This window comes from Pseudomonas sp. DF5 (assembly GCF_058148225.1).
The window spans coordinates 1-26,031 of record NZ_JBYVYM010000008.1 but is presented as its reverse complement, the minus strand read 5'-3'; the positions used below and the strand labels follow the sequence as shown (position 1 = coordinate 26,031).

The window sequence follows — 26,031 nt, the reverse complement described above, 5'->3', positions numbered from 1 at the left end:
AGTGGTAGATCATCTGATCTACCGCTTTATGCACTGGCAACGAAGGAGAAGCTGTATGCAAGTCAACATCAGTGGACACCAACTGGAAGTGACCGAACCTCTTCGCACCTACATCGGCGAAAAACTCGAACGATTAGAGAGGCATTTCGACAAGATCACCAACGTGCAGGTCACGATGACGGTCGAGAAGCTCAAGCAGAAAATCGAAGCCACGCTGCATATTCCCGGCAATGAAGTGGTCGCTAACGCGGAACATACCGATATGTACGCAGCGATCGACGCACTGACCGACAAGCTGGATAAACAACTCAAAAAGCATAAGGAAAAGACCCAGAGCCTCCTCCAGGGCGCGACCGGTCGTTGACACTCCCAACCCATGATCCGACTTGAAAGCATCCTGACCCCCGGCCGTTCCCTGGTGAACGTGCCGGGCGGCAGTAAAAAGAAAGCCCTCGAGCAAATTGCCAACCTCATCCATCGCGAAGTGCCGGATCTGGCCATGCAGGATGTCTTCGAGAGTCTGGTCGCCCGTGAAAAACTCGGTTCCACCGGTTTTGGCAACGGTATCGCCATCCCCCACTGCCGTCTCAAGGGCTGCGAATCGCCCATCAGTGCCTTGATGCACCTGGACGCACCCATCGATTTCGACGCCATTGACGGCGCCCCGGTTGACCTGCTGTTTGTACTGCTGGTCCCGGAAGCCGCCACCGATGCGCACCTGGAGTTACTGCGCCAGATCGCCAGCATGCTTGATCGCAAGGAAGTGCGTGAAAAACTGCGCAGTGCCCCGAGCAACGAAGCCTTGTATCAGGTTGTCCTGGACGAGCAAAACGGTCATTAATCATGCGCCTGATCATCGTCAGTGGCCGCTCCGGCTCAGGTAAAAGCACCGCCCTCGATGTTCTCGAGGACAACGGCTACTACTGCATCGACAACCTGCCTGCCGGCCTGCTGCCGGAACTGGCCGAACGCGCACTGATTCACACCGAACTGGCACAGCCGCTGGTGGCCGTGTCCATCGACGCACGCAACTTGCCTAGCCACCTGTCACGGTTTCCCGAATTGCTGGAAGAAGTCCGCAGCCGGCATATCCAGTGCGATGTGCTGTATCTGGACGCCGATGAAGAGACCCTGCTCAAACGCTTTTCGGAAACCCGCCGCCGTCACCCGCTGAGCAGTGCCAATCGCTCGCTGGCGGAGGCGATAGAGGACGAAACCAATCTGCTGGGGCCGATCGCCGATCTGGCCGACCTCAAGGTCAACACCACCAGTCTGAACCTGTATCAGCTGCGCGATACCATCAAGCTGCGCCTGCTGAATCAGCCGGAACCCGGCACTGCGTTTCTGGTGGAGTCTTTCGGGTTCAAGCGTGGAATGCCGGTGGACGCCGATCTGGTGTTCGACGTGCGCTGCCTACCCAACCCTTACTGGAAACCGGAGCTGCGGGCACAATCCGGGCTCGATCAACCGGTGGCCGAGTACCTGGCGGCGCAGCCTGACGTTGAAGAAATGTTCCAGGACATTTCCTCGTACCTGCTTAAATGGTTGCCCCGCTTTGCCGCCAGCAACCGCGCCTATGTCACCATAGCCATTGGCTGCACCGGCGGGCATCATCGCTCTGTCTACCTGACCGAACGTCTGGGTCAGGTCCTGCAACAATCCCTGAAGAACGTCCAGGTTCGCCACCGCGACCTCAGCTAAAGGATTCACATCGCGATGCCTGCTCTGGAAATCGAAATCATCAACAAGCTGGGCCTGCATGCCCGCGCGTCTGCCAAATTTGTCGGAGTCGCCGGTCAGTTCAAGGATTGCACGATCAGGGTAGGACGCACGCCAGAATCCGCAGTCGACGGCAAAAGCATCATGGCCATGATGATGCTGGCTGCTGGCAAGGGCACCAAAATCTACCTGAGTACCGAAGGCGAGCAGGCTGACGAGGCGCTGCAGGCATTGGTGAAGTTGATCAACAATTACTTTGACGAAGGCGAATAAACAGCAAAAGATCGCAGCCTTCGGCAGCGCCTACGGGCTGCGATCCAATGATCCAAAAAAAAAGCGCCACCCGATCGGGTGGCGCTTTTTTTGTAGCAACCGCAGCTTAGCTACCCGCCACCGTCATCCGCTCGATCAACACCGAACCGGTGCGAATGTTGCTGCGCAATTCCAAGTCATTACCGACCGCAATGATCTGCTTGAACATGTCACGCATGTTGCCGGCGATGGTCACTTCCTGCACCGCGAACTGGATCTCGCCGTTCTCGACCCAGAAACCCGCCGCGCCACGGGAGTAATCGCCAGTGACCATATTCAGGCCCTGCCCCATCAGCTCGGTAACCAGCAGGCCACGGCCCATGCGGCGCAGCAAGGCCGCCTGATCTTCGTCGCCATGGGTGACGAACAGGTTGTGCACCCCGCCGGCATTGGCGGTGCTCGGCATACCCAGCTTGCGGCCGGAGTAGGTACCGAGAATGTAGGACACCAGTTCACCGTTCTCAACGAACGGTTTGGCGTAAGTCGCCAGGCCATCGCCGTCGAAGGCCGAACTGCCCAGGGCACGCATCAAGTGCGGACGCTCATCGATGGTCAGCCATTCAGGGAACAGTTTCTGCCCCAGCGTGCCTTCGAGGAATGACGACTTGCGGTACAGACTGCCGCCGGAGATCGCCGAGAGAAAACTACCGAACAAACCTCCGGCCAGTTCCGCGGAAAACAGCACCGGCACTTCGCAGGTCGGTACCGGGCGTGCGCCCAAGCGGCTCGCCGCCCGTTGCGCGGCACGCTGGCCGATGCTCTCCGGGCTGGCCAACAAATTGCCCTGCCGGTTCACGTCGTACCAGTAATCACGCTGCATCTGGCCATCAGCCTCGGCGATCATCACGCAGCTGAGGCTGTGACGAGTCGAGGCGTAACCACCGACGAAACCATGGCTGTTGCCGTAAACCCGGCAGCCCTGGTGAGTGCTGAGGGTGGTGCCATCCGCGTTCTTGATCCGGCTATCAGCGGCAAATGCGGCCGCTTCACAGGCCAGGGCCTGCTCGATGGCTTGCTCCGGAGTGATGTTCCATTGGTGAAACAGATCGAAATCCTGCAGGTCCTTAGCCATGAGCGCTTCATCCGCCAGGCCTGCGGCTTCGTCTTCCGACGTGTGTTTGGCGATTGCCAGCGCAGCAGCAACGGTTTCGCGAATCGCTTCCGGACCACTGGCCGAGGTGCTCGCCGAGCCCTTTCGCTGACCGACATACAGGGTAATGCCGAAGCCCTGGTCGCGATTGAATTCAACGGTTTCGACTTCCCGCTGACGCACCGTGGTCGACAGGCCCTGTTCCAGCGATACCGCCACTTCACAGGCACTGGCACCCTGGCGCTTGGCTTCAGCAATGATCTGCTCGACTTGTTCTTGCAGTGCCGGCAACGCTTGTGGGCCGACGCTTTCAACTGCACTCATGCTGTTCTCCACTCAAATTCTGCTTTCGGTAACGGTCATCGAGCGACCGGGCCGGACAAGCGGCCCCCGACTGGTTATCATGGCGGCGTTTCTTTGCGGACGGCCACCATGGTTGATTCTTACGACGACTCCCTCGATACGGGAGAAAAAAGCAAATCCCAGGTCAAACGCGAGCTGCATGCTCTGGTTGACCTCGGCGAGCGCCTTACAACACTCAAGCCTGACCTGCTGGCAAAACTGCCCTTGACCGACGCTTTGCGCCGGGCTCTGGCCGATGCGCCCAAGCACACCGCGAACATCGCGCGTAAACGGCACCTTCAGTTCATCGGCAAGCTGATGCGCGATCAGGACACTGGCGCCATTCTGAGCCTGCTCGATCAACTCGATGCCTCCACCCGGCAGTACAACGAACGTTTCCATGGCCTGGAACGCTGGCGCGATCGCTTGATCGCAGGCGACGACGCCGTCCTGGAGAAGTTCGTCGTCGATTACCCGGAGGCCGATCGTCAACAATTGCGCTCCCTGATCCGTCAGGCCCAGCACGAACTGGCGACCAACAAGCCACCGGCTTCGAGCCGTAAAATCTTCAAGTACATCCGTGAGCTGGACGAGACTCAACGCGGTTTGCGTTAAGTCCCGAATCGGGTGAGTTGCCTCGCAACTCACCCGAAGCTTCACTTTTTCAAGAACCCCTTACGATCCTGTGCCACCTACGGTGATCGCATCGATTTTCAGCGTTGGCTGGCCGACACCCACCGGCACCGACTGCCCGTCCTTGCCACACGTCCCCACACCGCTGTCCAACGCCAGATCGTTACCGACCATCGACACCCGGCTCATGGCTTCCGGCCCGTTGCCGATCAAGGTCGCGCCTTTGACCGGGGCAGTAATCTTGCCGTCTTCGATCAGGTACGCCTCGCTGGTGGAGAACACGAACTTGCCACTGGTGATGTCCACCTGACCGCCGCCGAGGTTGGCGCAGTAGATGCCTTTTTTCACCGAGGCGATGATTTCCGCCGGGTCGCTTTCGCCGCCGAGCATGTAAGTGTTGGTCATGCGTGGCATCGGCAGATGCGCATAGGATTCGCGACGACCGTTGCCGGTGCGGGCCACGCCCATCAGGCGCGCATTGAGCTTGTCCTGCATATACCCCTTGAGCACGCCGTTTTCGATCAGCGTGGTGCACTCGGTCGGAGTGCCTTCGTCGTCGACACTCAAGGAACCACGACGTCCAGCCAAGGTGCCATCATCGACAATGGTGCAAAGCTTCGATGCAACCATCTCGCCCATGCGCCCACTGTAGGCCGAACTGCCTTTGCGATTGAAATCGCCTTCCAGGCCATGGCCAACGGCTTCGTGCAACAACACGCCGGACCACCCCGAACCCAACACCACAGGCAACGTACCCGCCGGGGCAGGGATCGCTTCCAGATTCACCAGCGCCTGACGCAAAGCTTCACGGGCATAGCCCATGGCGCGGTCTTCGCTGAGGAAATAGCGGTAATCGGTACGACCGCCACCGCCATGACCGCCGCGCTCACGACGACCGTTCTGCTCGACGATCACACTGACGTTGAAACGCACCAGCGGCCGCACATCCGCCGCCAGACCGCCATCGGTGGAGGCGATCAAAATCCGCTCCCAGACCCCGGCCATGCTCACGGTGACTTGCTGGATACGCGGGTCAAGGGCACGCGTCGCCACGTCGATACGCTTGAGCAGCTCGACTTTCTCGGCGCGAGTCATCACCTCCAGCGGGTTGTCCGGCCCGTACAACTGAGCGACATCCTGAGTGGTGAAAGCTTGTACGGTGCCATTCTGCCCAGCCCGGGAGATCGAACGGGCCGCACGGGCCGCCGCGCCCAGTGCTTCGAGGGTGATCGCATTGCTGTAGGCGAAACCGGTTTTTTCCCCCGATTGCGCACGCACGCCGACACCCTGGTCGAGGTTGAAGCTGCCTTCCTTGACGATCCCGTCTTCCAGCGCCCAGGACTCGGAAATCTGCCCCTGGAAATACAGGTCGGCGGCATCGATGCCCGGGCCGGCCAGATCGCCGAGCACACCTTGCAGGCTCTCGATCGTTACGCCGCCGGGCGCCAGGAGGTGTTCACTGACAGAGGACAACAACTCGCTCATATGCTTTACGCCTTAAATTCGTCGTTCTGATGCAGGTCGCTGAGCGCCCTGCGAGAAAAAGCGCCGGTGAGTGGACACCGGCATCCGCGCCCTGATGGACGCCTGTTCGCTGCTGTCGCGTTCGGCCAGCAGCACGGCCTCGCCCTGATCCTGTTGTGCCAGCACCCGTCCCCATGGGTCGATGATGGCGGCATGACCAAAGGTCTCTCGTGGCCCCGGATGTGTTCCACCCTGGGCGGCCGCGAGCACATAACATTGAGTCTCGATGGCCCGCGCGCGAATCAGTACGTCCCAATGGGCCGCGCCGGTCACTGCGGTAAAGGCCGACGGCGCGGTAATCAATTCCGCACCGGCAGCACGCAATTCGCTGTAAAGCTCCGGAAATCGCAAGTCGTAGCACACCGTCAGGCCGACTCGACCGACCGGCGTATCGGCAACCACCACACCACTGCCATAAGCATAGTCATCGGATTCGCGATAACGCCCGCGATTGTCCGCCACGTCCACGTCGAACAGGTGCAGCTTGTCGTACCGCGCCACGGTCTCGCCCTGATCGTCGACCAACAACGAGCATGCATGCGCTTTGGCGGTCGGTTGATCCGCCGGCGGCAACGGCAACGTGCCGGCTACTATCCATAACTTGAGGTCGCGGGCGGTCTGTTTCAACCATGGCAGGATCGGGCCTTCGCCCAAGGCTTCGGCGCGGCCGATGTCAGCAATGTCGCGACGGCCCATGGCAGCGAAGTTTTCCGGCAACACGGCCAGCCGCGCGCCACCGGTCGCCGCCTGCTCAAGCAGGCGACGGGCCTGGACCAGATTGGCCAGTACGTCGCTCTGGCTGACCATTTGAATCACCGCTACAGACATGGCCATTTCCTTTTTTGTGATTTCCCACTGCCGCAGGTCAACGACGCTCCCTTGTAGCAGCTGCCGCAGGCTGCTACAGGGAACGTGGCGGCTACAAAAGAACCTTTGGCCATGCTACTCCATAGGCCCGGAGAGTGCTTTTTCAAAAAAAGCTCAAAAAGGCTTGTCGAAGGTGATTTTTGGCTCTTTCCACGGACCTTTGACCGTGTATCTGACGCTGGCGAAGCGCGCCACGCGATCACCGATCAGTTTGTCGATGAGGAATAGCGCTCCGCCGACGGCTGGTGCACCGACGATCAGCGCGGCGATCGGCAGGTTGTTGGTCACCGGCAAAGTCACCAGCAACTTGGCATCGACCTGATCAGCCACCAGATCCAGAGTGCCGTTAAGCTCCACGTTACTCGACGGACCGGTCAGCAAGATCGGCTCACGGGTCACGTAGACCCCATTACTCGCGACCAGCAAGCCTTTGACCCGGTCATAGCTCAAGCCTTTGCCGAACAGGTCGGAAAAGTCCAGGCGCAAGCGGCGGCCGATGGAGTTGAAGTTGAGCAGGCCGAATACCCGCAGCGCCTGGGCACCGCCCTCGGCTTCTACGAACTGACCTTTATTGAGCGAAGCATCGAGACTGCCGGAGAAACGCTTGGTGGCCAACCACGCCGGCGAGCCGGGCCAGCGACCGTCGACATCCATATGGAATTCTTCGCTGGTGACACTCGGCGCAAAACCCCAGCCCTTGAGCACGTCGGCGAGGTTCTTGCCACTGACCCGGCCCTTGTACCAACTGCTGGAGTTACCCGGCATGCCTTCCCAGCCCCCGCTGCCCCGCAAGAGGATGCCCTTGAGGCCCAGATCCAGGCTATTGAAGGTAATGCCCTTGGCGGTCGGACGGACTTTCAATTGCCAGGCGCCCACCAGATCCTGCCCCTGGTACAGCTGATCGATGGTGATATCCAGCGCCGGGATCTTCGTCGGGTCCACAGTGGCCAGCGGATCCGGCGAATTTTCATCGGCCAGCACCGTCGGGTCTGGGGCCGGCAAACGTACGTATTGCAGATTGACCGCAATCGGTGCGGCTTTCGCATCAGGGATACCGAAGGTGCCCTTGGCCTGCTGACTGTCGAGTTGCAGAGCCCATGCGGACGGTTTGCGCGTCAATTGCACCGACGCCTGGTCGAGGATGGTGCCGAAAGCAATGAGCTTACCGACCTTGAAATCTGCACCGCTGAGCAATTGCTTGGCACTGTCGCCTGGATCCTGGCCGGCATACTTGCTTACAAGACCCTGCCAGGGAGCGACATCCAGTTCGGATAATACACCGCGCACACGCAGGCCTTTGTTGCCGGGCAGCACGGCATCGCCGCCACCCAGAAACAACTCGCCACGACCGTCGGCGAAATTGCCGGTCGGAGCCGCAAACGTGAAGTTCGCAAGCTCACCATAGTTGACCCAGTAACGCCGCTCCGGTCCTTGCAGTGTCATGCGAAATACGGTGTCGCGCCCGACATCGGCCGCCATGCCGAACGGTGCCGGCAAATCCACCGCCACGCCTTTGAGACTGGAGCTGACCATCAATTGACTGTCGGCCCCATCAAGGTTCAGTTGCAGTTGATAAGGCACCACTCCGGACACCGGCAACGGCTGAGTGACGTTCAGCCATTCGGTGAGCTTCTTCACCTCGACCTGCCCCGATGCGGCAACCCGAGTGTTGAGCTTGCCCGCACTGCCATCGGCAAAGATCTGCGCGGTCACGGGCTTGTCGAACGCTCGCGCCGTGATCTTTTGCCCACTCAACCCCTTCGTACTGTCGAAACGGAAATCGCCTTTGAGCTGTGTCAGTTCCAGGGTGGGCTCGCGGAGTTTCAGACGGGCCTTGTCGGTCTTGAAATCGACGAGGATTTTCGGCTTTTCTCCTTTGACCAGCGGGATATCCAGATTGAGTTTGCCTTGCAGATCGCCCTCGCCCTCCCAACCGGCAAACGTGTCGGCGGTGCCGATCGGTGCTTCCTGCAGAATCTTCAGGCCATCGCCCAACCCGCCGGCGAACGCGCCATCGAGGAACAGATGAGGACTCTGTCCGGCAGGCACATGGGGAATATTGACGTAGACGTCGTTGACCTGGGTGTCGAGCAATTGCCCCTTGTTCGCGAGGATCCGCACACCGCTGTCTTCGATGAACACATCGCCGCTGACTTTGCTGACATACGGCCAGCCTGGCTGAAACGCCAGCTCGGCATCGTGAACCTTGAAAAACAGGCTGATGCTGCGTGCCGTTTCCGGGGCACCGTGGTTCAGCGAACCCTGATACTGGAAGAAACCTTCATCCACCGCGCCTTTGAGAATCGCCGTGCGCAGCCATTCATCCAGCGCCGGGCTCAACACGGTCGGCAGGTACTTGGCGGTGTAGCGACCGTCGCCGTCGACCAGACCGACCCGCAGGTCCATGTAGTCTTCCTGGGTGTGATCGAAATGCAGGCGGATCAGGAAGTCGCCAGCTATCTTGCCCTCTTCACCCAGCACCTTCAGGTACGGCGCGATCAGGGTGAAACCTTCTTGATCGAGTTTCCAGGTCAACCGGGCATTGGCTTGAATGTACTGCCATGGCTTGGCGAAAATCGGGTCCAGGTGCAGGGAGAAATCCTTGCTGTCCATGCGCAGCTCGCCCTTTCCGAGGTCGCCGCTGATGCTGCCGCTGACGTTTCGTGCTGCCGGGGCGCCGTGATAGGCGTCGAAGCCGACCCGTTCCAGATTGGCGGCAAAGCTGAATTTGCTGTCATCGGTAGCTGCCGGGCGCAGGTCGATCAGCACATTGCGCAACATCCCGGTGACCTTGAGCCGCTCGACGGCCGTTGCGACGCCTTCAGGCAATGGTCCCAGGGCGTTCAGCAAAGGAGTAAGCGGCGTGAGATCAATACGGTCGGCTTGCAGATGCAAGAGCTCTGGCGTCGTATCGGTCGCCGCCGTTTGTTGAAATTGCAGTTTCGATTCCCAGCGGGTTTCACCCAGGCTCATTGCCAGAGAATCCAGGGTCACCAGCACGCCGGTGGAGCTGCGCTGGAAATACCCGTTAAGCGCCAGATTGTTGATCTGGATCGGCTTGCGCTCGGCGTAGGCGCCCGTGAGTTGCGGCGCGTTCAAACGGATCGCGGCGCTTTGCAGGGTGCCCTCGCGCCAGTTCACCCAAAGTTCGCCACCAGCCTTGATCTCGGAGAAATTCCATTGTTGAGTCAGGCGCTCGGGCAACCATTTCGACCAGTCGCTTTGTGGCAGGCTCAAGTAAGCCTCAACCTCGCCGTCCTGCCACTGACTGGCGCGGATACGGGTGTGCAGGCTCATCGCAACCGGCTGGCCGTCAGGCAGGGTCAAGCGGGCGTCCAGGCGCTGACGCGACACGCCGGTTCTCAGATTGAGGCCAACGTAGGTCAGGGTCAGCGGTGGCTGATCCAGCGGCTGCAAGGTCACCTGGCTGTCTAGCACCGACAATTGCTGGACTATCTGCATGCGATCGAGAAACTGCTCCGGGTTCAGCGGCTGATCCTGTTGCACCGGTAACCCTTCCAACGCCCAATGACCGTCCTCGCCTTCCTTGAGAATGATCTTCAGGCCGTTGAGCTCCAGGTGTGCGATGCGTATTTCACGCGCCAGCAAGCTTGCCCACAGATCCGGCACTGCGCGCACCTGATCCAGGCGCAGGGCATTGGAGCCCTCTCCGACCATCACGTCATGGGCCAGCAGAACCGGGGCGAGGCCACTCCAATTGCCTTCCAGTGCACCGATCTGCAAGGGCATGCCCAAGGCGGCGCTGGCTTTGGTTTCGACGTCGGCACGGTATTCGGCCACTAGAGGCGTCAACTCCCGGCCGAGGCTGACAAACAGCGCCATCAACACCAAAACCAACGCACACAGGCCCAGCCCCCAGCGGGTCAGTGCGGCCAATATGCGTGTCAGACGGTCCATGTCAGTTGGCTCCCATGGCAAAAATACTGCAAAAAGCTGAGGCCAGCCGTTCTAATGGAATTGAAATACAACGCTTCAGAGCAGCACCACGTCGTATTGTTCCTGGGAGTACATGGTTTCTACCTGAAACCGAATGGTGCGTCCGATAAACCCTTCGAGCTCGGCAACGTTACCTGACTCTTCGTCGAGCAACCGGTCGACTACTTTCTGGTTCGCCAGCACGCGATAGCCTTCGGCCTGATAGGCACGGGCTTCACGCAGGATTTCGCGGAATATCTCGTAGCACACGGTTTCCGGAGTCTTGAGCTTGCCACGTCCCTGACAGCTGCTGCACGGTTCGCACAGCACTTGTTCGAGACTTTCGCGGGTGCGCTTGCGGGTCATCTGTACCAGGCCCAACTCGGTGATGCCGATGATGTTGGTCTTGGCGTGATCGCGCTCCAGCTGCTTTTCGAGGGTGCGCAACACCTGACGCTGATGCTCTTCATCTTCCATGTCGATGAAGTCGATAATGATGATCCCGCCCAGGTTGCGCAGACGCAGCTGACGGGCAATGGCGGTAGCGGCTTCGAGGTTGGTCTTGAAGATGGTTTCTTCGAGATTGCGATGACCGACGAAAGCCCCGGTGTTGACGTCGATCGTGCTCATGGCTTCCGCCGGATCGACCACCAGATAACCGCCGGACTTGAGCGGCACTTTGCGCTCCAGGGCTTTCTGGATTTCGTCTTCGACGCCATACAGGTCGAAAATGGGTCGTTCGCCCGGATAGTGCTCCAGACGGTCGGCGATTTCCGGCATCAGTTCGGCGACGAACTGTGTGGTTTTCTGGAAGGTTTCCCGAGAGTCGATGCGGATTTTTTCGATCTTCGGGCTCACCAGGTCACGCAAGGTACGCAATGCCAGACCAAGATCTTCGTAGATCACGCTCGGCGCGCTGATGGTTTTGATCTGGGCGTTGATCTGGTCCCAAAGCCTGCGCAGATAGCGGATGTCCATAAGGATTTCATCGGCCCCGGCCCCTTCGGCAGCGGTGCGCAGAATGAAACCGCCGGCTTCCTTGATGCCTTCCTTGTCCACGCAGTCTGTGACCACTTGCTTGAGGCGTTCGCGCTCGGCTTCGTCTTCGATCTTCAGGGAAATGCCAACGTGGGCGGTGCGCGGCATGTACACCAGATAGCGCGACGGGATCGACAGTTGCGTGGTCAGGCGTGCGCCTTTGGAGCCGATCGGGTCCTTGGTGACTTGCACCACCAGGCTTTGGCCTTCGTGAACCAGCGAGCTGATGCTCTCCACCGCCGGGCCTTCGCGCAGGGAAATTTCCGAGGCGTGAATGAATGCAGCGCGGTCCAGGCCGATATCGACGAAGGCGGCCTGCATGCCCGGCAGTACCCGCACGACCTTGCCTTTATAGATGTTGCCGACGATCCCGCGTTTTTGCGTGCGTTCGACATGAACCTCTTGCAGAACACCGTTTTCGACCACCGCCACGCGTGATTCCATCGGCGTGATGTTGATCAGGATCTCTTCACTCATGGCAGGGTCTCGTTCAGGCATGTTCACGATAATGGCCGCATCTTGTCAGTACGACGCTCAGTGCGCGTTATGGGTTTGCCAACAGGGTATGCCGAAATGGCCGAGTAGTTCTGCGGTTTCGCACAGCGGCAATCCGACCACCGCCGAGTAGCTGCCATTGAGCCCGGCGACGAACACCGCGCCCAGCCCTTGAATCCCGTAGCCGCCAGCCTTGTCCCGGGGTTCGCCGCTGGCCCAGTAGGCCGCCGCTTCGTCGCGGCCGATGATGCGAAAACGCACCAGACTGCGCACCACCAGAGACTCGCAACGCTCACCATCGTGCACTGCAATCGCCGTCAGCACTTCATGCTCGCACCCGGACAACAGCATAAGCATGGCGCACGCCTCAGCTTCATCCACTGGTTTGCCAAGAATTTTACCGCCCAGCACCACAGCAGTGTCGGCGCCCAGCACGCAGAAATCCGCGTCGGACACGACCGCCCCGCGCCCGGCCTCGGCCTTGCCGCGCGCCAGACGCTCGACATAGGCCGATGGAGATTCTTCAGGGAAAGGGGTTTCATCGATGTCCGCGCTGATGGCGGTGAATGGCACGCCGATCTGCGTGAGCAGTTCACGCCGACGCGGCGAGCCTGAGGCGAGGTACAACAATTTCATCAAGACATCTCCCTGTCGAGGTACGGGCACATGCCTGACCGAATCAATTGATTTTGTAGCGCCGACGCAAACCGCGCAAACCGAAGCTGATCCAAGGCCAGAGCAACGCACTGACCAGCGCCGGCAACACCAGCGCCAGGGTCGGCTGCCGATTACCGGTCAGGGCGCTCAGCCACAACTGAACCAGTTGGGCGAGACCGAAGATAACCAGGATCACCAGGCTCTGCTGCCACATCGGGAACATGCGCAGACGCTGCTGCAGCGACAGCACCAGGAACGTAATGAGCGTGAGGATCAACGCGTTCTGGCCCAACAACGTGCCATACAACACGTCTTCGGCCAGCCCCAGGCACCAGGCGGTGACCATGCCGACTTTCTGCGGCAGGGCCAACGCCCAGAAGGCCAACAGCAAGGCCAGCCACAGAGGACGCAGGATTTCCATGAATTGCGGCAGCGGTGAAACGCTGAGCAACATGCCGATGGCGAACGTCAGCCAGACCATCCAGCCGTTTCGGGAGGAAGTTGCACCGCCCATTATTCTGTTCCCCCAGTGGTGGCCGGCGCGGCGACAGGCGGTTTGGCAGCAGGCTTCACGGCCACGGGTTTGGCAGCCGGCGGTTTGGCGGCTGTTGCAGGTGGCTTGGCGGCCGCAGGATGGGCCGCAGCAGGTTTGACCGGGGTCACGGCAGCGGGTGCGGCAGGCGCAGCAACCGGAGTTGCCGGAGTTGCGGCGGCAGCCGGTATCAGCGATGCGGCCGGTTTTGGCACAGTTGCAGGAATGATCGGCCCGCCACCCTGCCGGTCCAGCGCCTCTTGGGCCTGGGCAGCTTCGTTGGCGCGCTCCTCGGCCGTGCGGCCGTCGCTGAACACCAGCAGTAGATAACGACTGCGGTTCAACGCAGCGGTCGGCACCGCACGGACGATGGCAAATGGCTGACCGGAATCGTGGATCACTTCCTTGACCGTCGCCACCGGGTAACCCGCCGGGAAACGCTGACCGAGGCCGGAACTGACCAGCAGATCGCCTTCCTTGATGTCTGCGGTATCGGCCACATGGCGCAGCTCAAGGCGTTCCGGGTTGCCGGTGCCACTGGCGATCGCCCGCAGACCATTACGGTTCACCTGCACCGGAATGCTGTGGGTGGTGTCGGTCAGCAACAGTACGCGAGAGGTGTACGGCATCAACTCGACCACCTGCCCCATCAGGCCACGGGCATCGAGCACCGGCTGACCGAGGATCACACCGTCGCGCTCACCTTTATTGATGATGATGCGATGGGTGAAGGGGTTGGGGTCCATGCCGATCAACTCGGCCACTTCGACCTTCTCATTGACCAGTGCGGAAGAGTTGAGCAACTCGCGCAGCCGAACGTTCTGCTCGGTGAGGGCGGCAAGCTTTTGCATGCGCCCCTGCAGCAGCAGGTTTTCGGTTTTGAGTTTTTCGTTTTCGGCAACCAGTTCGGTCCGGCTGCCGAATTGGCTGGCCACACCTTGCCATAGCCGCTGCGGCAGGTCGGTGATCCAGTAAGACTGCATCAGCACCAGCGACATTTGGCTACGCACTGGCTTGAGCAGTGTGAAGCGGGCATCGACCACCATCAGCGCGACCGATAACACGACCAGCACCAACAAGCGCACGCCCAGTGAGGGGCCTTTGGTGAAAAGCGGTTTAATAAGCCGCTCCTCCCAGGCAAATGTTCTCTTTATTCATACGGCATCAAACCGGCTTGGATGCAGACTGACAGAAGATAAACGCCAACAGGCAGCACTGCAAAGTGCTGCCTGCGGGCTCACCAGCATAGATGCATCGGGCGAGATCACTCGCTCGACAGCAGGTCCATGGTGTGTTTATCCATCATTTCCAATGCACGGCCACCGCCGCGAGCAACGCAGGTCAGCGGGTCTTCCGCGACGATCACCGGCAGACCGGTTTCCTGGGCCAGCAACTTGTCGAGGTCGCGCAGCAAAGCGCCACCACCGGTCAGTACCAGACCACGCTCGGCGATATCGGAAGCCAGTTCCGGAGGCGATTGTTCCAGCGCACTTTTCACTGCCTGAACGATAGTGGCCAGCGACTCTTGCAGAGCCTCCAGCACTTCGTTGGAGTTCAGGGTGAATGCGCGTGGAACGCCTTCGGCCAGGTTACGGCCACGAACGTCGACTTCACGAACTTCGCCGCCCGGGTAGGCCGTACCGATTTCCTGTTTGATGCGCTCGGCGGTGGATTCGCCGATCAGGCTGCCGTAGTTACGACGCACGTAGGTGATGATCGCTTCGTCGAAGCGGTCGCCGCCAACCCGCACGGATTCGGCATAGACCACACCGTTGAGGGAAATCAGCGCGATTTCAGTGGTACCACCACCGATATCGACGACCATCGAACCGCGGGCTTCTTCAACCGGCAGGCCGGCACCGATCGCGGCAGCCATTGGCTCTTCGATCAGGAACACTTCACGGGCGCCAGCACCGAGGGCCGACTCACGGATGGCACGACGCTCAACCTGGGTGGATTTGCATGGAACGCAGATCAGCACACGAGGGCTAGGCTGCAGAAAGCTGTTTTCGTGAACCTTGTTGATAAAGTACTGCAGCATCTTTTCGCAGACGCTGAAGTCGGCGATCACGCCGTCCTTCATCGGACGAATGGCAGCAATGTTGCCCGGTGTACGGCCGAGCATGCGCTTGGCCTCGGTGCCGACAGCCACGACACTTTTCTGGTTACCGTGTGTCCGAATAGCCACAACCGATGGCTCATTCAGGACGATTCCGCGCTCGCGCACGTAAATAAGGGTGTTGGCAGTGCCCAGGTCAATGGAAAGATCGCTGGAAAACATGCCACGCAGTTTCTTGAACATGGGAAAGGGACCCTAGGCAACGCGTGGGTAAAAAAGTGCGGCAAACTCTAACAACGACAGGGATTTTGGGCAAGGCGCCAATATGTTAAATTGGCTGCTTTTCTGTGCACCAAGCACCACAATCGCGGCCCTGAGACCGTAGATATGCGGTAGTGTTCCGACAATCTAACACACGGACGCGGTCCGTTTTGTTTTCCACTGGAGAATCCCATGGCGCTTGAACGCTCCGACGTGGAAAAAATCGCTCATCTGGCCTGCCTTGGCCTCAATGATGCCGATCTTCCACACATCACTTCGGCCCTGAACAGCATTCTCGGGCTGGTCGACGAAATGCAAGCGGTCAATACCGACGGTATCGAGCCGCTGGCCCACCCACTGGAAGCCAGCCAGCGCCTGCGTGCAGACGTCGTGACCGAGACCAATCATCGCGAGGCCTATCAGTCCATCGCACCAGCGGTCGAAAACGGCCTGTACCTGGTTCCGAAAGTCATCGACTAAAGGGAAAGAGCCTGCAATGCATCAATTGACTCTGGCCGAGATCGCCCGCGGACTCGCCGATAAAAAGTTTTCTTCCGAAGAGCTGACCAAAGTCCTGCTGGCGCGCATCGCCCAGCTCGACCCGCAGCTCAACAGTTTCATCAGCCTCACCGAAGACCTGGCGCTGCAGCAGGCGAAAGCCGCTGACGCACGTCGGGCCAACGGTGAGAGCGGCGCCCTGCTCGGCGCGCCGATCGCCCACAAAGACCTGTTCTGCACCCAGGGGATCCGCACCAGCTGCGGCTCGAAGATGCTCGACAACTTCAAGGCACCGTACGACGCCACCGTGGTCGCCAAACTGGCCGCTGCCGGGGCCGTGACCCTGGGCAAGACCAACATGGACGAATTCGCCATGGGGTCGGCCAACGAGTCGAGCTACTACGGCGCGGTGAAAAACCCGTGGAACCTGGAATACGTTCCGGGCGGCTCGTCCGGCGGTTCCGCGGCGGCGGTGGCCGCTCGTCTGTTGCCGGCAGCGACTGGCACCGACACCGGCGGCTCGATTCGTCAGCCTGCCGCGCTGACCAACCTCACCGGCCTGAAACCGACGTACGGTCGTGTTTCGCGTTGGGGCATGATTGCCTACGCGTCCAGCCTCGATCAGGGTGGCCCGCTGGCCCGCACTGCCGAAGACTGCGCGATCCTGCTGCAAGGCATGGCCGGTTTCGACCCGCAGGACTCCACCAGCATTGACGAGCCCGTGCCTGATTACAGCGCCGGCCTCAACGGTTCGCTGCAAGGCCTGCGCATCGGCGTGCCGAAGGAATACTTCAGCGCAGGCCTGGACCCGCGCATCGCCGACCTGATCATGGCCAGCGTTGAAGAGCTGAAAAAGCTCGGCGCCGTGATCAAGGAAATCAGCCTGCCAAACATGCAGCACGCCATTCCTGCGTACTACGTGATCGCTCCGGCAGAAGCGTCCTCCAACTTGTCGCGTTTCGACGGCGTGCGTTTCGGCTATCGCTGCGCAGACCCGAAAAACCTGGAAGACCTGTACAAGCGTTCCCGTGGCGAAGGTTTCGGCCCGGAAGTGCAGCGCCGGATCATGGTCGGCGCCTATGCGCTGTCGGCCGGTTACTACGACGCCTACTACCTGAAGGCGCAGAAGATCCGTCGCCTGATCAAGAACGACTTCATGGCGGCCTTCAATGAGGTCGACATTATCCTCGGCCCAACCACGCCGAACCCGGCCTGGAAGCTCGGCGCCAAGAACAACGATCCGGTCGCCGCGTATCTGGAAGACGTCTACACCATCACCGCCAACCTCGCCGGTCTGCCGGGCTTGTCCATGCCTGCAGGTTTTGTCGATGGCCTGCCGGTCGGCGTGCAACTGCTCGCCCCGTATTTCCAGGAAGGTCGCCTGTTGAACGTTGCCCATCAGTATCAGCAGAACACTGACTGGCACACCCGCACCCCAACCGGCTTCTAAGGAGAAACACATGCAATGGGAAGTCGTGATCGGGCTGGAGATTCATACCCAGCTCACCACCCGGTCGAAAATCTTTTCCGGTAGTTCCACCACTTTCGGTTCCGAGCCGAACACCCAGGCCAGCCTGGTTGACCTTGGCATGCCCGGCGTATTGCCGGTGCTGAACCAGGAAGCGGTGCGCATGGCGGTGATGTTCGGCCTGGCCATCGATGCCGAGATCGGCCAGCACAACGTGTTCGCCCGTAAAAACTATTTCTACCCGGACCTGCCCAAGGGCTATCAGATCAGCCAAATGGAATTGCCGATCGTCGGCAAGGGCCACCTGGACATCGCCCTAGAAGACGGCACGGTCAAGCGCGTTGGCATCACCCGCGCACACCTGGAAGAAGACGCCGGTAAAAGCCTGCACGAAGAATTCAGCGGCGCCACCGGCATCGACCTGAACCGTGCCGGCACGCCGCTGCTGGAAATCGTTTCCGAGCCAGACATGCGCAGCGCCAAGGAAGCCGTGGCTTACGTCAAAGCGATCCACGCGCTGGTACGCTACCTGGGCATCTGCGACGGCAACATGGCCGAAGGCTCGCTGCGTTGCGACTGCAACGTGTCGATCCGTCCGAAAGGCCAGGCCGAGTTCGGTACTCGCTGCGAGATCAAGAACGTCAACTCGTTCCGCTTCATCGAGAAGGCGATCAACAGCGAAGTGCAACGCCAGATCGAACTGATCGAAGACGGCGGTAAAGTGATCCAGCAGACTCGCCTGTACGATCCGAACAAGGACGAAACCCGTCCGATGCGCAGCAAAGAGGAAGCCAACGACTACCGTTACTTCCCCGACCCGGACCTGCTGCCGGTGGTCATCGAGGACTCGTTCCTCAACGAGGTGCGCGCCACCCTGCCGGAACTGCCGCCGCAGAAACGCGAGCGTTTCCAGCAGCAGTTCGGTTTGTCGGTGTATGACGCCAGCGTCCTGGCCACCAGCCGTGAGCAAGCCAATTACTTCGAGAAAGTCGTGAGCATCAGTGGCGACGCCAAACTGGCGGCCAACTGGGTCATGGTTGAACTGGGCAGCTTGTTGAACAAGCAAGGCCTGGATATCGAGCAGTCGCCGGTTTCGGCCGAGCAACTGGGCGGCATGCTGTTGCGCATCAAGGACAACACCATCTCCGGCAAGATCGCCAAGGTGGTATTTGAAGCCATGGCCAACGGTGAAGGCAGCGCGGACGAGATCATCGACAAGCGCGGTCTCAAGCAAGTGACCGACACCGGCGCAATCTCGGCGGTGCTGGACGAAATGCTCGCGGCCAACGCCGAACAGGTCGAACAGTACCGCGCGGCAGACGAAGCCAAACGCGGCAAGATGTTCGGCTTCTTCGTCGGCCAGGCCATGAAAGCCTCCAAAGGCAAGGCCAACCCGCAACAGGTCAACGAACTGCTTAAAAGCAAGCTCGAAGGCTGATGAGAATGGAGCCAGCTCTCAATATTGGCTCCATTCCTTGTGGCGAGGGAGCTTGCTCCCGCTGGTCTGCGAAGCAGGCCCAAATCGGCAACCGCACTCTTTCAGCGAGAATGCATCGGCCGATTTTGCGACCGCTTCTTGGTCGAGCGGGAGCAAGCTCCCTCGCCACACTTATTTTGGGAGCCGTCCAAATGAAACGTCTGCTCAGCGCATGCGCCCTGCTCTCTCTGCTGGCCGGTTGTGCCAGTACCGATACCGTCGATCCACACGGTTACGACAAGACCGGCACGGCTTCGTATTACGGCGCCAAGCACCATGGCAAACGCACCGCCAGCGGTGAGCGTTTCAACCAGCATGGCCTGACCGCTGCCCATCGCCAGTTGCCGTTCGGCACCCGAGTGAAGATTACCAACCTGAATAACGACAGATCCTGCGTGGTACGCATCAACGACCGCGGGCCGTATTCCCGTGGGCGCCTGATCGACGTATCCCGTGAAGCGGCCGAACAGTTGGGCATGCTGCGCAGCGGCACCGCGAAGGTTCGCGTGCAAGCTCTCGACGACTGATAGACGGAGCGCTGACTATTTTCGGACTGACCGATTTACCCCTGATCAGCGTGATTGAATTACTCAGCGGTCTGTTTTTACTGATCGCCGGCGCCGAACTGATGGTGCGCGCCGCCGTACGCCTGGCCGCGCGACTGCATGTGCGACCACTGATCATCGGCCTGACCATCGTGGCCCTCGGCAGCAGCGCACCGCAGATGGCGGTCAGCCTGCAAGCCACCTTGACGCAAAACGCCGACATTGCCGTCGGCAGCGTGATCGGCAGCAGCATCTTCAACATCCTCGTCACCCTCGGGCTCTCCGCACTGATTATTCCGCTACGGGTTTCGCGGCAATTGGTGCGCCTGGATATTCCACTGATGATCGGCGCCAGCCTGCTGGTGTCCGTACTGGCGTGGAATGAAGAACTGACTCGGGTCGACGGCGTGATCCTGCTGACCGCACTGGCGCTGTATCTGGGTTTGCTGCTGCGTCAGTCGCGACACTCGACACGCCCGCCATTGGCGGCTCATGAAGCGCCGCAGGCACCGTGGTTCAGCAGTTTGCTAATGATTGTCGTCGGACTGGCGATGCTGGTGTTCGCCGGGCATTTACTGCTCGGCGCCGCGGTGGCAGTCGCGACCGACCTGGGGTTGTCGGAGCGGATCATCGGCCTGACCATCGTCGCCGTCAGCACCTCCTTGCCGGAACTGGCCACTTCATTGATCGCCGCATTGCGTGGCCAACGAGACATCGCGGTGGGCAACGTGATCGGCAGCAACCTGTTCAACCTCTTGGGCGTACTGGGGCTGACCGCGTTGATTGCGCCGTCCCCCCTATCGGTCTCGCCCAATGCGCTGGACTTCGATTTGCCAGTGATGCTCGGCGTCGCAGTGCTGTGCCTGCCGGTGTTCTATTCCGGCTACCGGGTGACTCGCGCCGAAGGCTTGCTGTTTTTGGGCTTGTACCTGGCCTATGGGCTGCACGTGGTGTCGTTCACCACAGGTATGCCGCTGGCCGGCAAGCTCGAACACCTGATGCTGTTTTTCGTCCTGCCGGCGCTGGTGGCGTTTTTGCTGTTCACCTCGCTACGCGCCTGGCGTCGCCAACACCACAAGAGGGAATTGCCATGAGCACTGATAAAAAGCCCGGGGTTGAAATCCGCCGCCAAGTAATGGGCGATGCCTTCGTCGACCGCGCCTTGGGCAACGCCACCGAGTTCACCCAGCCGTTGCAGGACTTCGTCAATGAGCACGCCTGGGGCGGTGTATGGAACCGCGAAGGTTTGCCGCTGAAAACCCGCAGCCTGATCACCCTCGCCGCGCTAACCGCGTTGAAGTGCCCGCAAGAATTGAAAGGCCATGTGCGCGGTGCGTTGAACAACGGCTGCACTGTGGAAGAGATTCGCGAAGCACTGCTGCATTGCGCGGTGTATGCCGGTGTGCCGGCGGCGATCGATGCATTTCGGGCGGCGCAGGAAGTGATCGATACCTACCAAATACCGGAGTAAGCCGCTGACATTTCTGGTGGCGGTTCAGCCGTCTTCGCGAGCAAGCCCGCTCCTACATTTGGAGTGCATTCCCCTGTGGAAGCCGGCTTGCTCGCGAAATGGATCTAAAAAACACCACAAATCCTGAAGCTAAATCCACCCACCCCACTGCAACAAAAAGATCCCGATATTAGTGGTCACCGCCGCCATCAGCGTAGTAATCACAATGATCGCTGCCGCCAGTTCATGATTGCCATTGGCTTGCCGGGCCATGACGAAACTGGCCGCGGCGGTCGGGCTGCCGAAGTACAGAAACAGTATCCCCAACTCCGCCCCACGAAAGCCCCAGAGCCAGGCACCGAGTGTCGCCAGCACCGGCAGGCCGATCATCTTCACCAGGCTTGAACTGAGCGCCATCGTCCCGCTTTTGCGCATCGCCGCCAGCGACAACGTGCCACCGATGCAGATCAACGCCAACGGCAAAGTGGTTTGTGCCAGGTACTGGCCGGACTTTTCCAGCCACCCCGGCAAACCGATTTCGTAATAGGCAAATGGCGCCGCCGCAAACACGCTGATGATCAACGGGTTGACCATCACACTTTTACAGATGCTCCACGGATCAGACTTGATCACCGGGCTGTAGACCGCCAGCACAATGGTTGAGAGCGTGTTGTAAAACAGGATCACCAGCGCCGCGAGAATCGCCCCAAGGGAAATGCCATAGTCGCCGTACATGCTCGCCGCCAGGGCCAGGCCGATTACCCCGTTATTGCCGCGAAACGCGCCTTGGGTGTAAATGCCCCGATCTTCCCGGGGGCATTTCCAGATCGCCCAACCCCAGGCAACTGCAAAGCACATCAGGGTCGCGACCGAGAAGTAGATCAGCAGCGCCGGTTGCAACGCAGCGTGCAGGTCAGCATGCAAGATGCCCAGAAACAGCAACGCCGGCATGGTGACGTTGAACACCAGGGCCGACGCGGTATGGATGAAGTTGTCGTTGATCCAGTCGATGCGCTTGAGCAGCACACCCAGTAACAGCATGGCAAACACCGGCGCGGTGATATTCAGGGTTTCGAGGAAAATAGCCAGCATGCCGGAGGAACCTTGGGTGGGCGTCGTTAGGGGGCTAATGATAAGCCACCGGAGACGTCGGCGTCTGTTAGACCGTCTTCGCCGGCTTGCCCGCGAAGACGTCCTGATAAACGCCAAATTAACCTCGGGTTACTTACCGATAGAAATCTTCGGCGCCCAAGTCAGCCATTCATCTTCAAACTTGTCGAACAGCGGAAACGTTTGTTCGGGCCGCGCCGGGACACCCATGCGGTCGCCATCCGGTGTGGCAAAGGCGATACCACCCTGGATCAGCGTCTCCAGCGATTCGGTGCGTATGGTTGCGCCTTTGAACAAGCCGTAGTCAAAACCAAAACCACTGGTGTTCCAGAACCGCGTGCCACTGCGCACCAATGGCGCATACTTCGGCTCGATCAGGATGTGTACCAACACTCGATCTGCCGTCTGCCCCAGTTCATAGCCAGTCACCTTGCCCACCGTGATTTCGCGATAGGTGACGGGTACACCGGTCTTCAGAGAACCTCTACGAGCAGCACTCAATACCAGGCTCAAACCAGCCTCTTCCTTGGCGGTTTCCGGGGGATTGGCCAGTGCTATGAAGTCCTTTTGCGGACCGAGATTTTTCGGCGCCGGCTGCACTTCGATGTACTGCCCAGTCACCAGCGTCTCAAGGTTGGACGTCTTGATCAGACCCAATTCAGGTTTGACCACCCAGAACTGACTGCCCACCCGAGCAATACGCTCCGGCACTTCCGTGATTCGCGCAGTCAGCAGCACCGATTGCAGGTCGTCGCTGAGGTCAACGTCTTCGACCTTGCCGACGTCGAGGCCTTTGAACCGGATCGGTGTGCCCGTGCGCAGACCATCGGCGCGATCGACCTTGATGGTCACCACGGCGCCTTTCTGATTTGCTTCTTCATGGCTGGCGAACAGACGGAAACGTGGAATGCGCTTCTGCAACGGCGCTTTGGCTTGTGGGGTTTCGAAAGCAATGCCGCCAGCCATCAGGCTTTGCAACGACTCACTTTTGACCTGGATGCCACCGGTCAGCCCACCTGTCAGCGTGATACCGCTAGCATTCCAGAAGCGCGTCGAAGCGTTGACCAGCCCCTCGTATTCCTTCTCGATGTGTACCCCAATTACCAACTGCTTTTTGGTGCGGGAGAACTGGTAGCTCTGCACCGATCCCACCTTGACCTGCTTGTAGAGAATCGGACTGCCGACTTCCAGTGAACCGAGGTTTTCGGTGAACAGCACCAGGTGCAGGCCTGGCGAACGCAGATCCAGCGGTGGCGCCTTGGCCCGCGCTTCGAACTCGCGCTGCGGTGCGCCACCCTTGTCGCCAGGGCGTACAGCGATGTAGTTACCTTTGACCAATGCTTCCAGGCCGGTGATACCGGCAAGCGAAATCGATGGTTTGACCACCCAGAACTGTGTGCCGGTGACCAGATAATCCTCAGCCAATGGGTCGAGCGTCAGCTCGGCGGTTGCACTGGAAAGGTCCGGGTCAATCTTGAGCGCTTTCAGATTGCCGACCTGAATGCCTTTGTACATCACCGGAGTACGACCGGCCTGCAGGCCTTCGAAATCGCTGAGTTTGACCTTGACCCGAATACCGGCGGCGGCTGCATCGAAGTCTTCATAAAGACGGAACGGCAGGCTGGGATCGGTGGGCGGGCTGTCCTTGCGGTTTTCCGGTGTAGCAAACGCAATACCACCAGCGACGATGCTGGCGAGGGACTCACTACGCACTTTTACGCCAGAGAGGTTCGCGTCGATACTGATGCCGCTGGCATTCCAGAATCGTGTGTGTTTACGCACCAGGCCGGCGTAGGTTGGCTCAATGAAGACTTTGAGTTCGACAGTGCTCTGGTCGGCGGACAGCACGTAGCTTTTGATCTGACCGACCTGGATCTGCTTGTAAAATACCGGGCTGCCGCGATTCAGCGAACCGAGACGATCTGCCTTGATGGTCAGGTGCAGACCGGGCTTGGCGTCTGACAGCGGCGGCTCTTCGGCCAAAGCCTTGAACTTGCGGGTCGGCTCGCCTTCTCCCGGGCTGACGGCCACATAGTTACCCGAGACCAGCGTCTCCAGGCCTGTGATACCGGCCAGGGTTACGCTCGGTTTGACCAGCCAGAAACGCGTGCTGGTCCTGAGGTATTGTTCCACGTCCTTATTCATCTCGATGGTGGCGATCACGCCTTTGGCGCTGCCTTCGTCATCGAGTGTGAGGGCTTTCACCTTACCGACCGACATGCCTTTGTAAACGACTTCGGTCTTGTTGGCCTGAATACCTTCGCCGCTTTCGAAGCGCACATGAATCTCGATGCCTGTCTCGCTATAGGCCCGCCAGGCGAGCCAGCCGCCGATAAGCAAGGCGATCAGGGGCAACACCCAAATGGCAGACCAGTTAGAGGCCGGTCGGGTTTTCGCTGTAGGCAAATCAGTCATGGTCGTCGTCCGACTCCGTGTTATCCCAAATCAGTCGGGGATCGAAAGTTACTGCGGCAAGCATCGTCAGAATCACCACGCTGGCGAAGGCGATGGCGCCAAGATTGGCTTCGACACTGGCAAGCCGTCCAAAATTCACAACTGCCACCAGGATGGCGATCACAAAAATGTCGAGCATCGACCAGCGGCCGATGAATTCGATAAAGCGGTACATCCAGATACGCTGCCGCGCCGAGAGTGGCTGGCGGCGCTGCACCGAAAACAGCAGCAATCCGATACCCACCAGTTTGAACGTGGGTACCAGAATACTGGCGATAAAAACCACAGCGGCGATTGGAATCATGCCGTGCTGAACCAGTTGGATCACGCCGGACATAATAGTGCTTGGATCGCCCTGCCCCAGGGAACTGACGGTCATGATGGGCAGCACGTTGGCCGGGATATAAATAATCGCAGCGGTGATCAGCAGCGCCCAGGTACGCATCAGGCTGTCCGGTCGACGCGCATGCACCAACGCGCCACAGCGGGTGCAGACCTGCTCGTCAGTGCCGGCTTCCTGCTTGTTCAACTCGTGGCATTCGGCACAAATCAGAATGCCCGCATCAATCGCCCGCATGGGCATCTTCTCCTGATAAAGCCTGCCAGATCTGGTGTGGCGACATCACCACTTCCAGCCAGACCTGGACCAACAACAATCCGATAAAGCACACCAGACCAAAACCTACGGTAATCGCTGCCATATCGGCCAATTTGACGATCGCGACCAGCACGCCCATGAGGTAAACCTCAAGCATCCCCCAGTCCCGTAGATGGTGATAAATGCGGTAGAGCAGCAAACCGTAGCTGCGTCCGATATCGAAGCGGATACTCAACAGCACGACCAATTGGCAGAGCAGCTTTAGCAGCGGAATCCCCATGCTGCAGAGAAATACCACTGCTGCTACACCTTGCATGCCGGTATCGAACAGACCAACAACGCCGCTCCAAACAGTGTCATTCGATGACTGTCCGAGTAGATGGAGCTGCATGATGGGTAAAAAGTTCGCCGGGATAAACAACAGCAGTGCGGCAATGACCAGGGCGAGACTGCGCTGCACGACATTGTGCCGATGGGCATACAGCTCATAGCCGCAACGTGGACAGATGGCCTTCTCTCCATGAGCGAGTTCAGGCTTGCGCATCAACAAGTCGCACTCATGACACGCTACCAAACCGTCCAGTGGTAAATCTGACAGCCCAGGGGCGTCAACCGGATCTGGCATAAAGGCTCTGGCTCCAAAAAAGTTGGACCTATTCTAGTGTCCTGACTCGAAAATAACTGTGCAATTTTGTGTTGCCAGAGAAGTAGATTTTTTCTGCGGGCAAAACAAAACCCCTACCTGCATACGCAGATAGGGGTTTCGGAATTTAATCTTGACGATGACCTACTCTCACATGGGGAAACCCCACACTACCATCGGCGATGCATCGTTTCACTGCTGAGTTCGGGATGGGATCAGGTGGTTCCAATGCTCTATGGTCGTCAAGAAATTCGGGTACCGAACCGTCTTTCGACGCTTCAGCAAATTGGGTATGCGATAATTTGTGCGGCTTTTGTGAATTA

General features: G+C 59.5%; 24 protein-coding genes and 1 rRNA gene. 11 read left to right on the top strand and 14 right to left on the bottom strand.

Translation table 11 applies throughout. From position 1 onward, the window contains the following. Window positions 1–55: 55 nt before the first annotated feature. From hpf to AC30D7_RS09480, 4 genes are read left to right on the top strand one after another with little or no spacing between them, the layout of a single operon-like run. The gene (gene hpf / locus AC30D7_RS09495) at window positions 56–364 is read left to right on the top strand and encodes a ribosome hibernation-promoting factor, HPF/YfiA family (protein WP_007941242.1); all 309 of its coding nucleotides are present in this window, start codon (window positions 56–58) and stop codon (window positions 362–364) included. Window positions 365–376: 12 nt separating this feature from the next. Beyond that, a complete protein-coding gene (ptsN, locus tag AC30D7_RS09490; RefSeq protein WP_454184907.1) occupies window positions 377–841 on the top strand; it encodes a PTS IIA-like nitrogen regulatory protein PtsN in 465 nt (154 codons plus the stop codon). Between the two features lie 2 nt (window positions 842–843). Further along, window positions 844–1,701, top strand: a complete 858-nt coding sequence (gene rapZ, locus AC30D7_RS09485; protein ID WP_007941240.1) for an RNase adapter RapZ — start codon at window positions 844–846, stop codon at window positions 1,699–1,701. 15 nt (window positions 1,702–1,716) lie between these two features. Next, entirely contained in the window at window positions 1,717–1,992 is a 276-nt protein-coding gene (locus tag AC30D7_RS09480) for an HPr family phosphocarrier protein (protein WP_490133866.1), read from the top strand. A 106-nt stretch (window positions 1,993–2,098) separates the two neighbouring features. Here AC30D7_RS09480 and pmbA read toward each other — a convergent pair whose 3' ends face one another. Then, window positions 2,099–3,445 (bottom strand): metalloprotease PmbA, encoded by a 1,347-nt coding sequence (pmbA, locus tag AC30D7_RS09475; RefSeq protein WP_490133865.1) that lies wholly within the window; start codon window positions 3,443–3,445, stop codon window positions 2,099–2,101. Between the two features lie 108 nt (window positions 3,446–3,553). Between pmbA and yjgA the strand changes: the two genes are divergently transcribed. Beyond that, the gene (gene yjgA / locus AC30D7_RS09470; RefSeq protein WP_490133864.1) at window positions 3,554–4,078 is read left to right on the top strand and encodes a ribosome biogenesis factor YjgA; all 525 of its coding nucleotides are present in this window, start codon (window positions 3,554–3,556) and stop codon (window positions 4,076–4,078) included. A gap of 60 nt (window positions 4,079–4,138) precedes the next feature. Here yjgA and tldD read toward each other — a convergent pair whose 3' ends face one another. From tldD to mreB, 8 genes are all read right to left on the bottom strand, one after another. Further along, entirely contained in the window at window positions 4,139–5,581 is a 1,443-nt protein-coding gene (tldD, locus tag AC30D7_RS09465; protein ID WP_018927212.1) for a metalloprotease TldD, read from the bottom strand. A gap of 12 nt (window positions 5,582–5,593) precedes the next feature. Continuing rightward, on the bottom strand, window positions 5,594–6,448 hold the full coding sequence (locus tag AC30D7_RS09460; protein ID WP_490133863.1) for a carbon-nitrogen hydrolase family protein: 855 nt from the start codon (window positions 6,446–6,448) through the stop codon (window positions 5,594–5,596). Window positions 6,449–6,601: 153 nt separating this feature from the next. After that, window positions 6,602–10,405, bottom strand: coding sequence for a YhdP family protein (locus AC30D7_RS09455; RefSeq protein WP_490133862.1), 3,804 nt, complete (start codon window positions 10,403–10,405; stop codon window positions 6,602–6,604). Between the two features lie 75 nt (window positions 10,406–10,480). After that, the gene (rng, locus tag AC30D7_RS09450) at window positions 10,481–11,938 is read right to left on the bottom strand and encodes a ribonuclease G (RefSeq protein ID WP_490133861.1); all 1,458 of its coding nucleotides are present in this window, start codon (window positions 11,936–11,938) and stop codon (window positions 10,481–10,483) included. A gap of 57 nt (window positions 11,939–11,995) precedes the next feature. Next, window positions 11,996–12,592 (bottom strand): Maf family protein, encoded by a 597-nt coding sequence (locus AC30D7_RS09445; RefSeq protein WP_490133860.1) that lies wholly within the window; start codon window positions 12,590–12,592, stop codon window positions 11,996–11,998. 43 nt (window positions 12,593–12,635) lie between these two features. Beyond that, window positions 12,636–13,127: a rod shape-determining protein MreD gene (gene mreD, locus AC30D7_RS09440; protein WP_105340069.1), complete on the bottom strand. Its 492-nt coding sequence runs from the start codon at window positions 13,125–13,127 to the stop codon at window positions 12,636–12,638. Beyond that, complete coding sequence (mreC, locus tag AC30D7_RS09435) at window positions 13,127–14,266, bottom strand: rod shape-determining protein MreC (protein ID WP_490133967.1); 1,140 nt, start codon at window positions 14,264–14,266, stop codon at window positions 13,127–13,129. Before mreC ends, mreD begins: the two co-directional genes overlap by 1 nt. A gap of 143 nt (window positions 14,267–14,409) precedes the next feature. Next, window positions 14,410–15,447: a rod shape-determining protein MreB gene (gene mreB, locus AC30D7_RS09430; protein ID WP_002555108.1), complete on the bottom strand. Its 1,038-nt coding sequence runs from the start codon at window positions 15,445–15,447 to the stop codon at window positions 14,410–14,412. Between the two features lie 210 nt (window positions 15,448–15,657). Between mreB and gatC the strand changes: the two genes are divergently transcribed. The 6 genes from gatC to AC30D7_RS09400 all read left to right on the top strand — a co-directional run bounded on the left by gatC (window position 15,658) and on the right by AC30D7_RS09400 (window position 20,924). Continuing rightward, window positions 15,658–15,945 (top strand): Asp-tRNA(Asn)/Glu-tRNA(Gln) amidotransferase subunit GatC, encoded by a 288-nt coding sequence (gene gatC, locus AC30D7_RS09425; protein ID WP_007901429.1) that lies wholly within the window; start codon window positions 15,658–15,660, stop codon window positions 15,943–15,945. Window positions 15,946–15,961: 16 nt separating this feature from the next. Next, window positions 15,962–17,413: an Asp-tRNA(Asn)/Glu-tRNA(Gln) amidotransferase subunit GatA gene (gene gatA, locus AC30D7_RS09420; RefSeq protein WP_490133859.1), complete on the top strand. Its 1,452-nt coding sequence runs from the start codon at window positions 15,962–15,964 to the stop codon at window positions 17,411–17,413. A 10-nt stretch (window positions 17,414–17,423) separates the two neighbouring features. Next, the gene (gene gatB / locus AC30D7_RS09415) at window positions 17,424–18,869 is read left to right on the top strand and encodes an Asp-tRNA(Asn)/Glu-tRNA(Gln) amidotransferase subunit GatB (protein WP_490133858.1); all 1,446 of its coding nucleotides are present in this window, start codon (window positions 17,424–17,426) and stop codon (window positions 18,867–18,869) included. A 191-nt stretch (window positions 18,870–19,060) separates the two neighbouring features. After that, the gene (locus AC30D7_RS09410) at window positions 19,061–19,435 is read left to right on the top strand and encodes a septal ring lytic transglycosylase RlpA family protein (RefSeq protein WP_205888793.1); all 375 of its coding nucleotides are present in this window, start codon (window positions 19,061–19,063) and stop codon (window positions 19,433–19,435) included. Between the two features lie 50 nt (window positions 19,436–19,485). Beyond that, entirely contained in the window at window positions 19,486–20,547 is a 1,062-nt protein-coding gene (locus tag AC30D7_RS09405; protein ID WP_490133857.1) for a calcium/sodium antiporter, read from the top strand. After that, a complete protein-coding gene (locus AC30D7_RS09400) occupies window positions 20,544–20,924 on the top strand; it encodes a carboxymuconolactone decarboxylase family protein (protein WP_490133856.1) in 381 nt (126 codons plus the stop codon). The genes AC30D7_RS09405 and AC30D7_RS09400 overlap by 4 nt, the downstream gene beginning before the upstream one ends. Window positions 20,925–21,053: 129 nt before the next feature. Here the strand turns inward: AC30D7_RS09400 and AC30D7_RS09395 are convergent, their stop codons facing one another. From AC30D7_RS09395 to rrf, 5 genes are all read right to left on the bottom strand, one after another. Beyond that, complete coding sequence (locus tag AC30D7_RS09395) at window positions 21,054–21,995, bottom strand: AEC family transporter (RefSeq protein WP_490133855.1); 942 nt, start codon at window positions 21,993–21,995, stop codon at window positions 21,054–21,056. Between the two features lie 129 nt (window positions 21,996–22,124). Further along, on the bottom strand, window positions 22,125–24,428 hold the full coding sequence (locus AC30D7_RS09390) for a PqiB family protein (RefSeq protein WP_490133854.1): 2,304 nt from the start codon (window positions 24,426–24,428) through the stop codon (window positions 22,125–22,127). Continuing rightward, on the bottom strand, window positions 24,421–25,044 hold the full coding sequence (locus AC30D7_RS09385) for a paraquat-inducible protein A (RefSeq protein WP_490133853.1): 624 nt from the start codon (window positions 25,042–25,044) through the stop codon (window positions 24,421–24,423). The genes AC30D7_RS09390 and AC30D7_RS09385 overlap by 8 nt, the downstream gene beginning before the upstream one ends. Continuing rightward, window positions 25,031–25,690, bottom strand: a complete 660-nt coding sequence (locus AC30D7_RS09380) for a paraquat-inducible protein A (protein WP_490133852.1) — start codon at window positions 25,688–25,690, stop codon at window positions 25,031–25,033. The genes AC30D7_RS09385 and AC30D7_RS09380 overlap by 14 nt, the downstream gene beginning before the upstream one ends. A gap of 149 nt (window positions 25,691–25,839) precedes the next feature. Next, a 5S ribosomal RNA gene (rrf, locus tag AC30D7_RS09375) occupies window positions 25,840–25,955 on the bottom strand. Window positions 25,956–26,031 lie beyond the last annotated feature (76 nt).

What these genes read in the sequence shown, in the direction of transcription:
- hpf (WP_007941242.1), top strand. Translation starts at nt 56, where the DNA reads ATGCAAGTCAACATCAGTGGACACCAACTGGAAGTGACCGAACCTCTT.
- ptsN (WP_454184907.1), top strand. Translation starts at nt 377, where the DNA reads ATGATCCGACTTGAAAGCATCCTGACCCCCGGCCGTTCCCTGGTGAAC.
- rapZ (WP_007941240.1), top strand. Translation starts at nt 844, where the DNA reads ATGCGCCTGATCATCGTCAGTGGCCGCTCCGGCTCAGGTAAAAGCACC.
- AC30D7_RS09480 (WP_490133866.1), top strand. Translation starts at nt 1,717, where the DNA reads ATGCCTGCTCTGGAAATCGAAATCATCAACAAGCTGGGCCTGCATGCC.
- pmbA (WP_490133865.1), bottom strand. Translation starts at nt 3,445, where the DNA reads ATGAGTGCAGTTGAAAGCGTCGGCCCACAAGCGTTGCCGGCACTGCAA.
- yjgA (WP_490133864.1), top strand. Translation starts at nt 3,554, where the DNA reads ATGGTTGATTCTTACGACGACTCCCTCGATACGGGAGAAAAAAGCAAA.
- tldD (WP_018927212.1), bottom strand. Translation starts at nt 5,581, where the DNA reads ATGAGCGAGTTGTTGTCCTCTGTCAGTGAACACCTCCTGGCGCCCGGC.
- AC30D7_RS09460 (WP_490133863.1), bottom strand. Translation starts at nt 6,448, where the DNA reads ATGTCTGTAGCGGTGATTCAAATGGTCAGCCAGAGCGACGTACTGGCC.
- AC30D7_RS09455 (WP_490133862.1), bottom strand. Translation starts at nt 10,405, where the DNA reads ATGGACCGTCTGACACGCATATTGGCCGCACTGACCCGCTGGGGGCTG.
- rng (WP_490133861.1), bottom strand. Translation starts at nt 11,938, where the DNA reads ATGAGTGAAGAGATCCTGATCAACATCACGCCGATGGAATCACGCGTG.
- AC30D7_RS09445 (WP_490133860.1), bottom strand. Translation starts at nt 12,592, where the DNA reads ATGAAATTGTTGTACCTCGCCTCAGGCTCGCCGCGTCGGCGTGAACTG.
- mreD (WP_105340069.1), bottom strand. Translation starts at nt 13,127, where the DNA reads ATGGGCGGTGCAACTTCCTCCCGAAACGGCTGGATGGTCTGGCTGACG.
- mreB (WP_002555108.1), bottom strand. Translation starts at nt 15,447, where the DNA reads ATGTTCAAGAAACTGCGTGGCATGTTTTCCAGCGATCTTTCCATTGAC.
- gatC (WP_007901429.1), top strand. Translation starts at nt 15,658, where the DNA reads ATGGCGCTTGAACGCTCCGACGTGGAAAAAATCGCTCATCTGGCCTGC.
- gatA (WP_490133859.1), top strand. Translation starts at nt 15,962, where the DNA reads ATGCATCAATTGACTCTGGCCGAGATCGCCCGCGGACTCGCCGATAAA.
- gatB (WP_490133858.1), top strand. Translation starts at nt 17,424, where the DNA reads ATGCAATGGGAAGTCGTGATCGGGCTGGAGATTCATACCCAGCTCACC.
- AC30D7_RS09410 (WP_205888793.1), top strand. Translation starts at nt 19,061, where the DNA reads ATGAAACGTCTGCTCAGCGCATGCGCCCTGCTCTCTCTGCTGGCCGGT.
- AC30D7_RS09400 (WP_490133856.1), top strand. Translation starts at nt 20,544, where the DNA reads ATGAGCACTGATAAAAAGCCCGGGGTTGAAATCCGCCGCCAAGTAATG.
- AC30D7_RS09395 (WP_490133855.1), bottom strand. Translation starts at nt 21,995, where the DNA reads ATGCTGGCTATTTTCCTCGAAACCCTGAATATCACCGCGCCGGTGTTT.
- AC30D7_RS09390 (WP_490133854.1), bottom strand. Translation starts at nt 24,428, where the DNA reads ATGACTGATTTGCCTACAGCGAAAACCCGACCGGCCTCTAACTGGTCT.
- AC30D7_RS09385 (WP_490133853.1), bottom strand. Translation starts at nt 25,044, where the DNA reads ATGCGGGCGATTGATGCGGGCATTCTGATTTGTGCCGAATGCCACGAG.
- AC30D7_RS09380 (WP_490133852.1), bottom strand. Translation starts at nt 25,690, where the DNA reads ATGCCAGATCCGGTTGACGCCCCTGGGCTGTCAGATTTACCACTGGAC.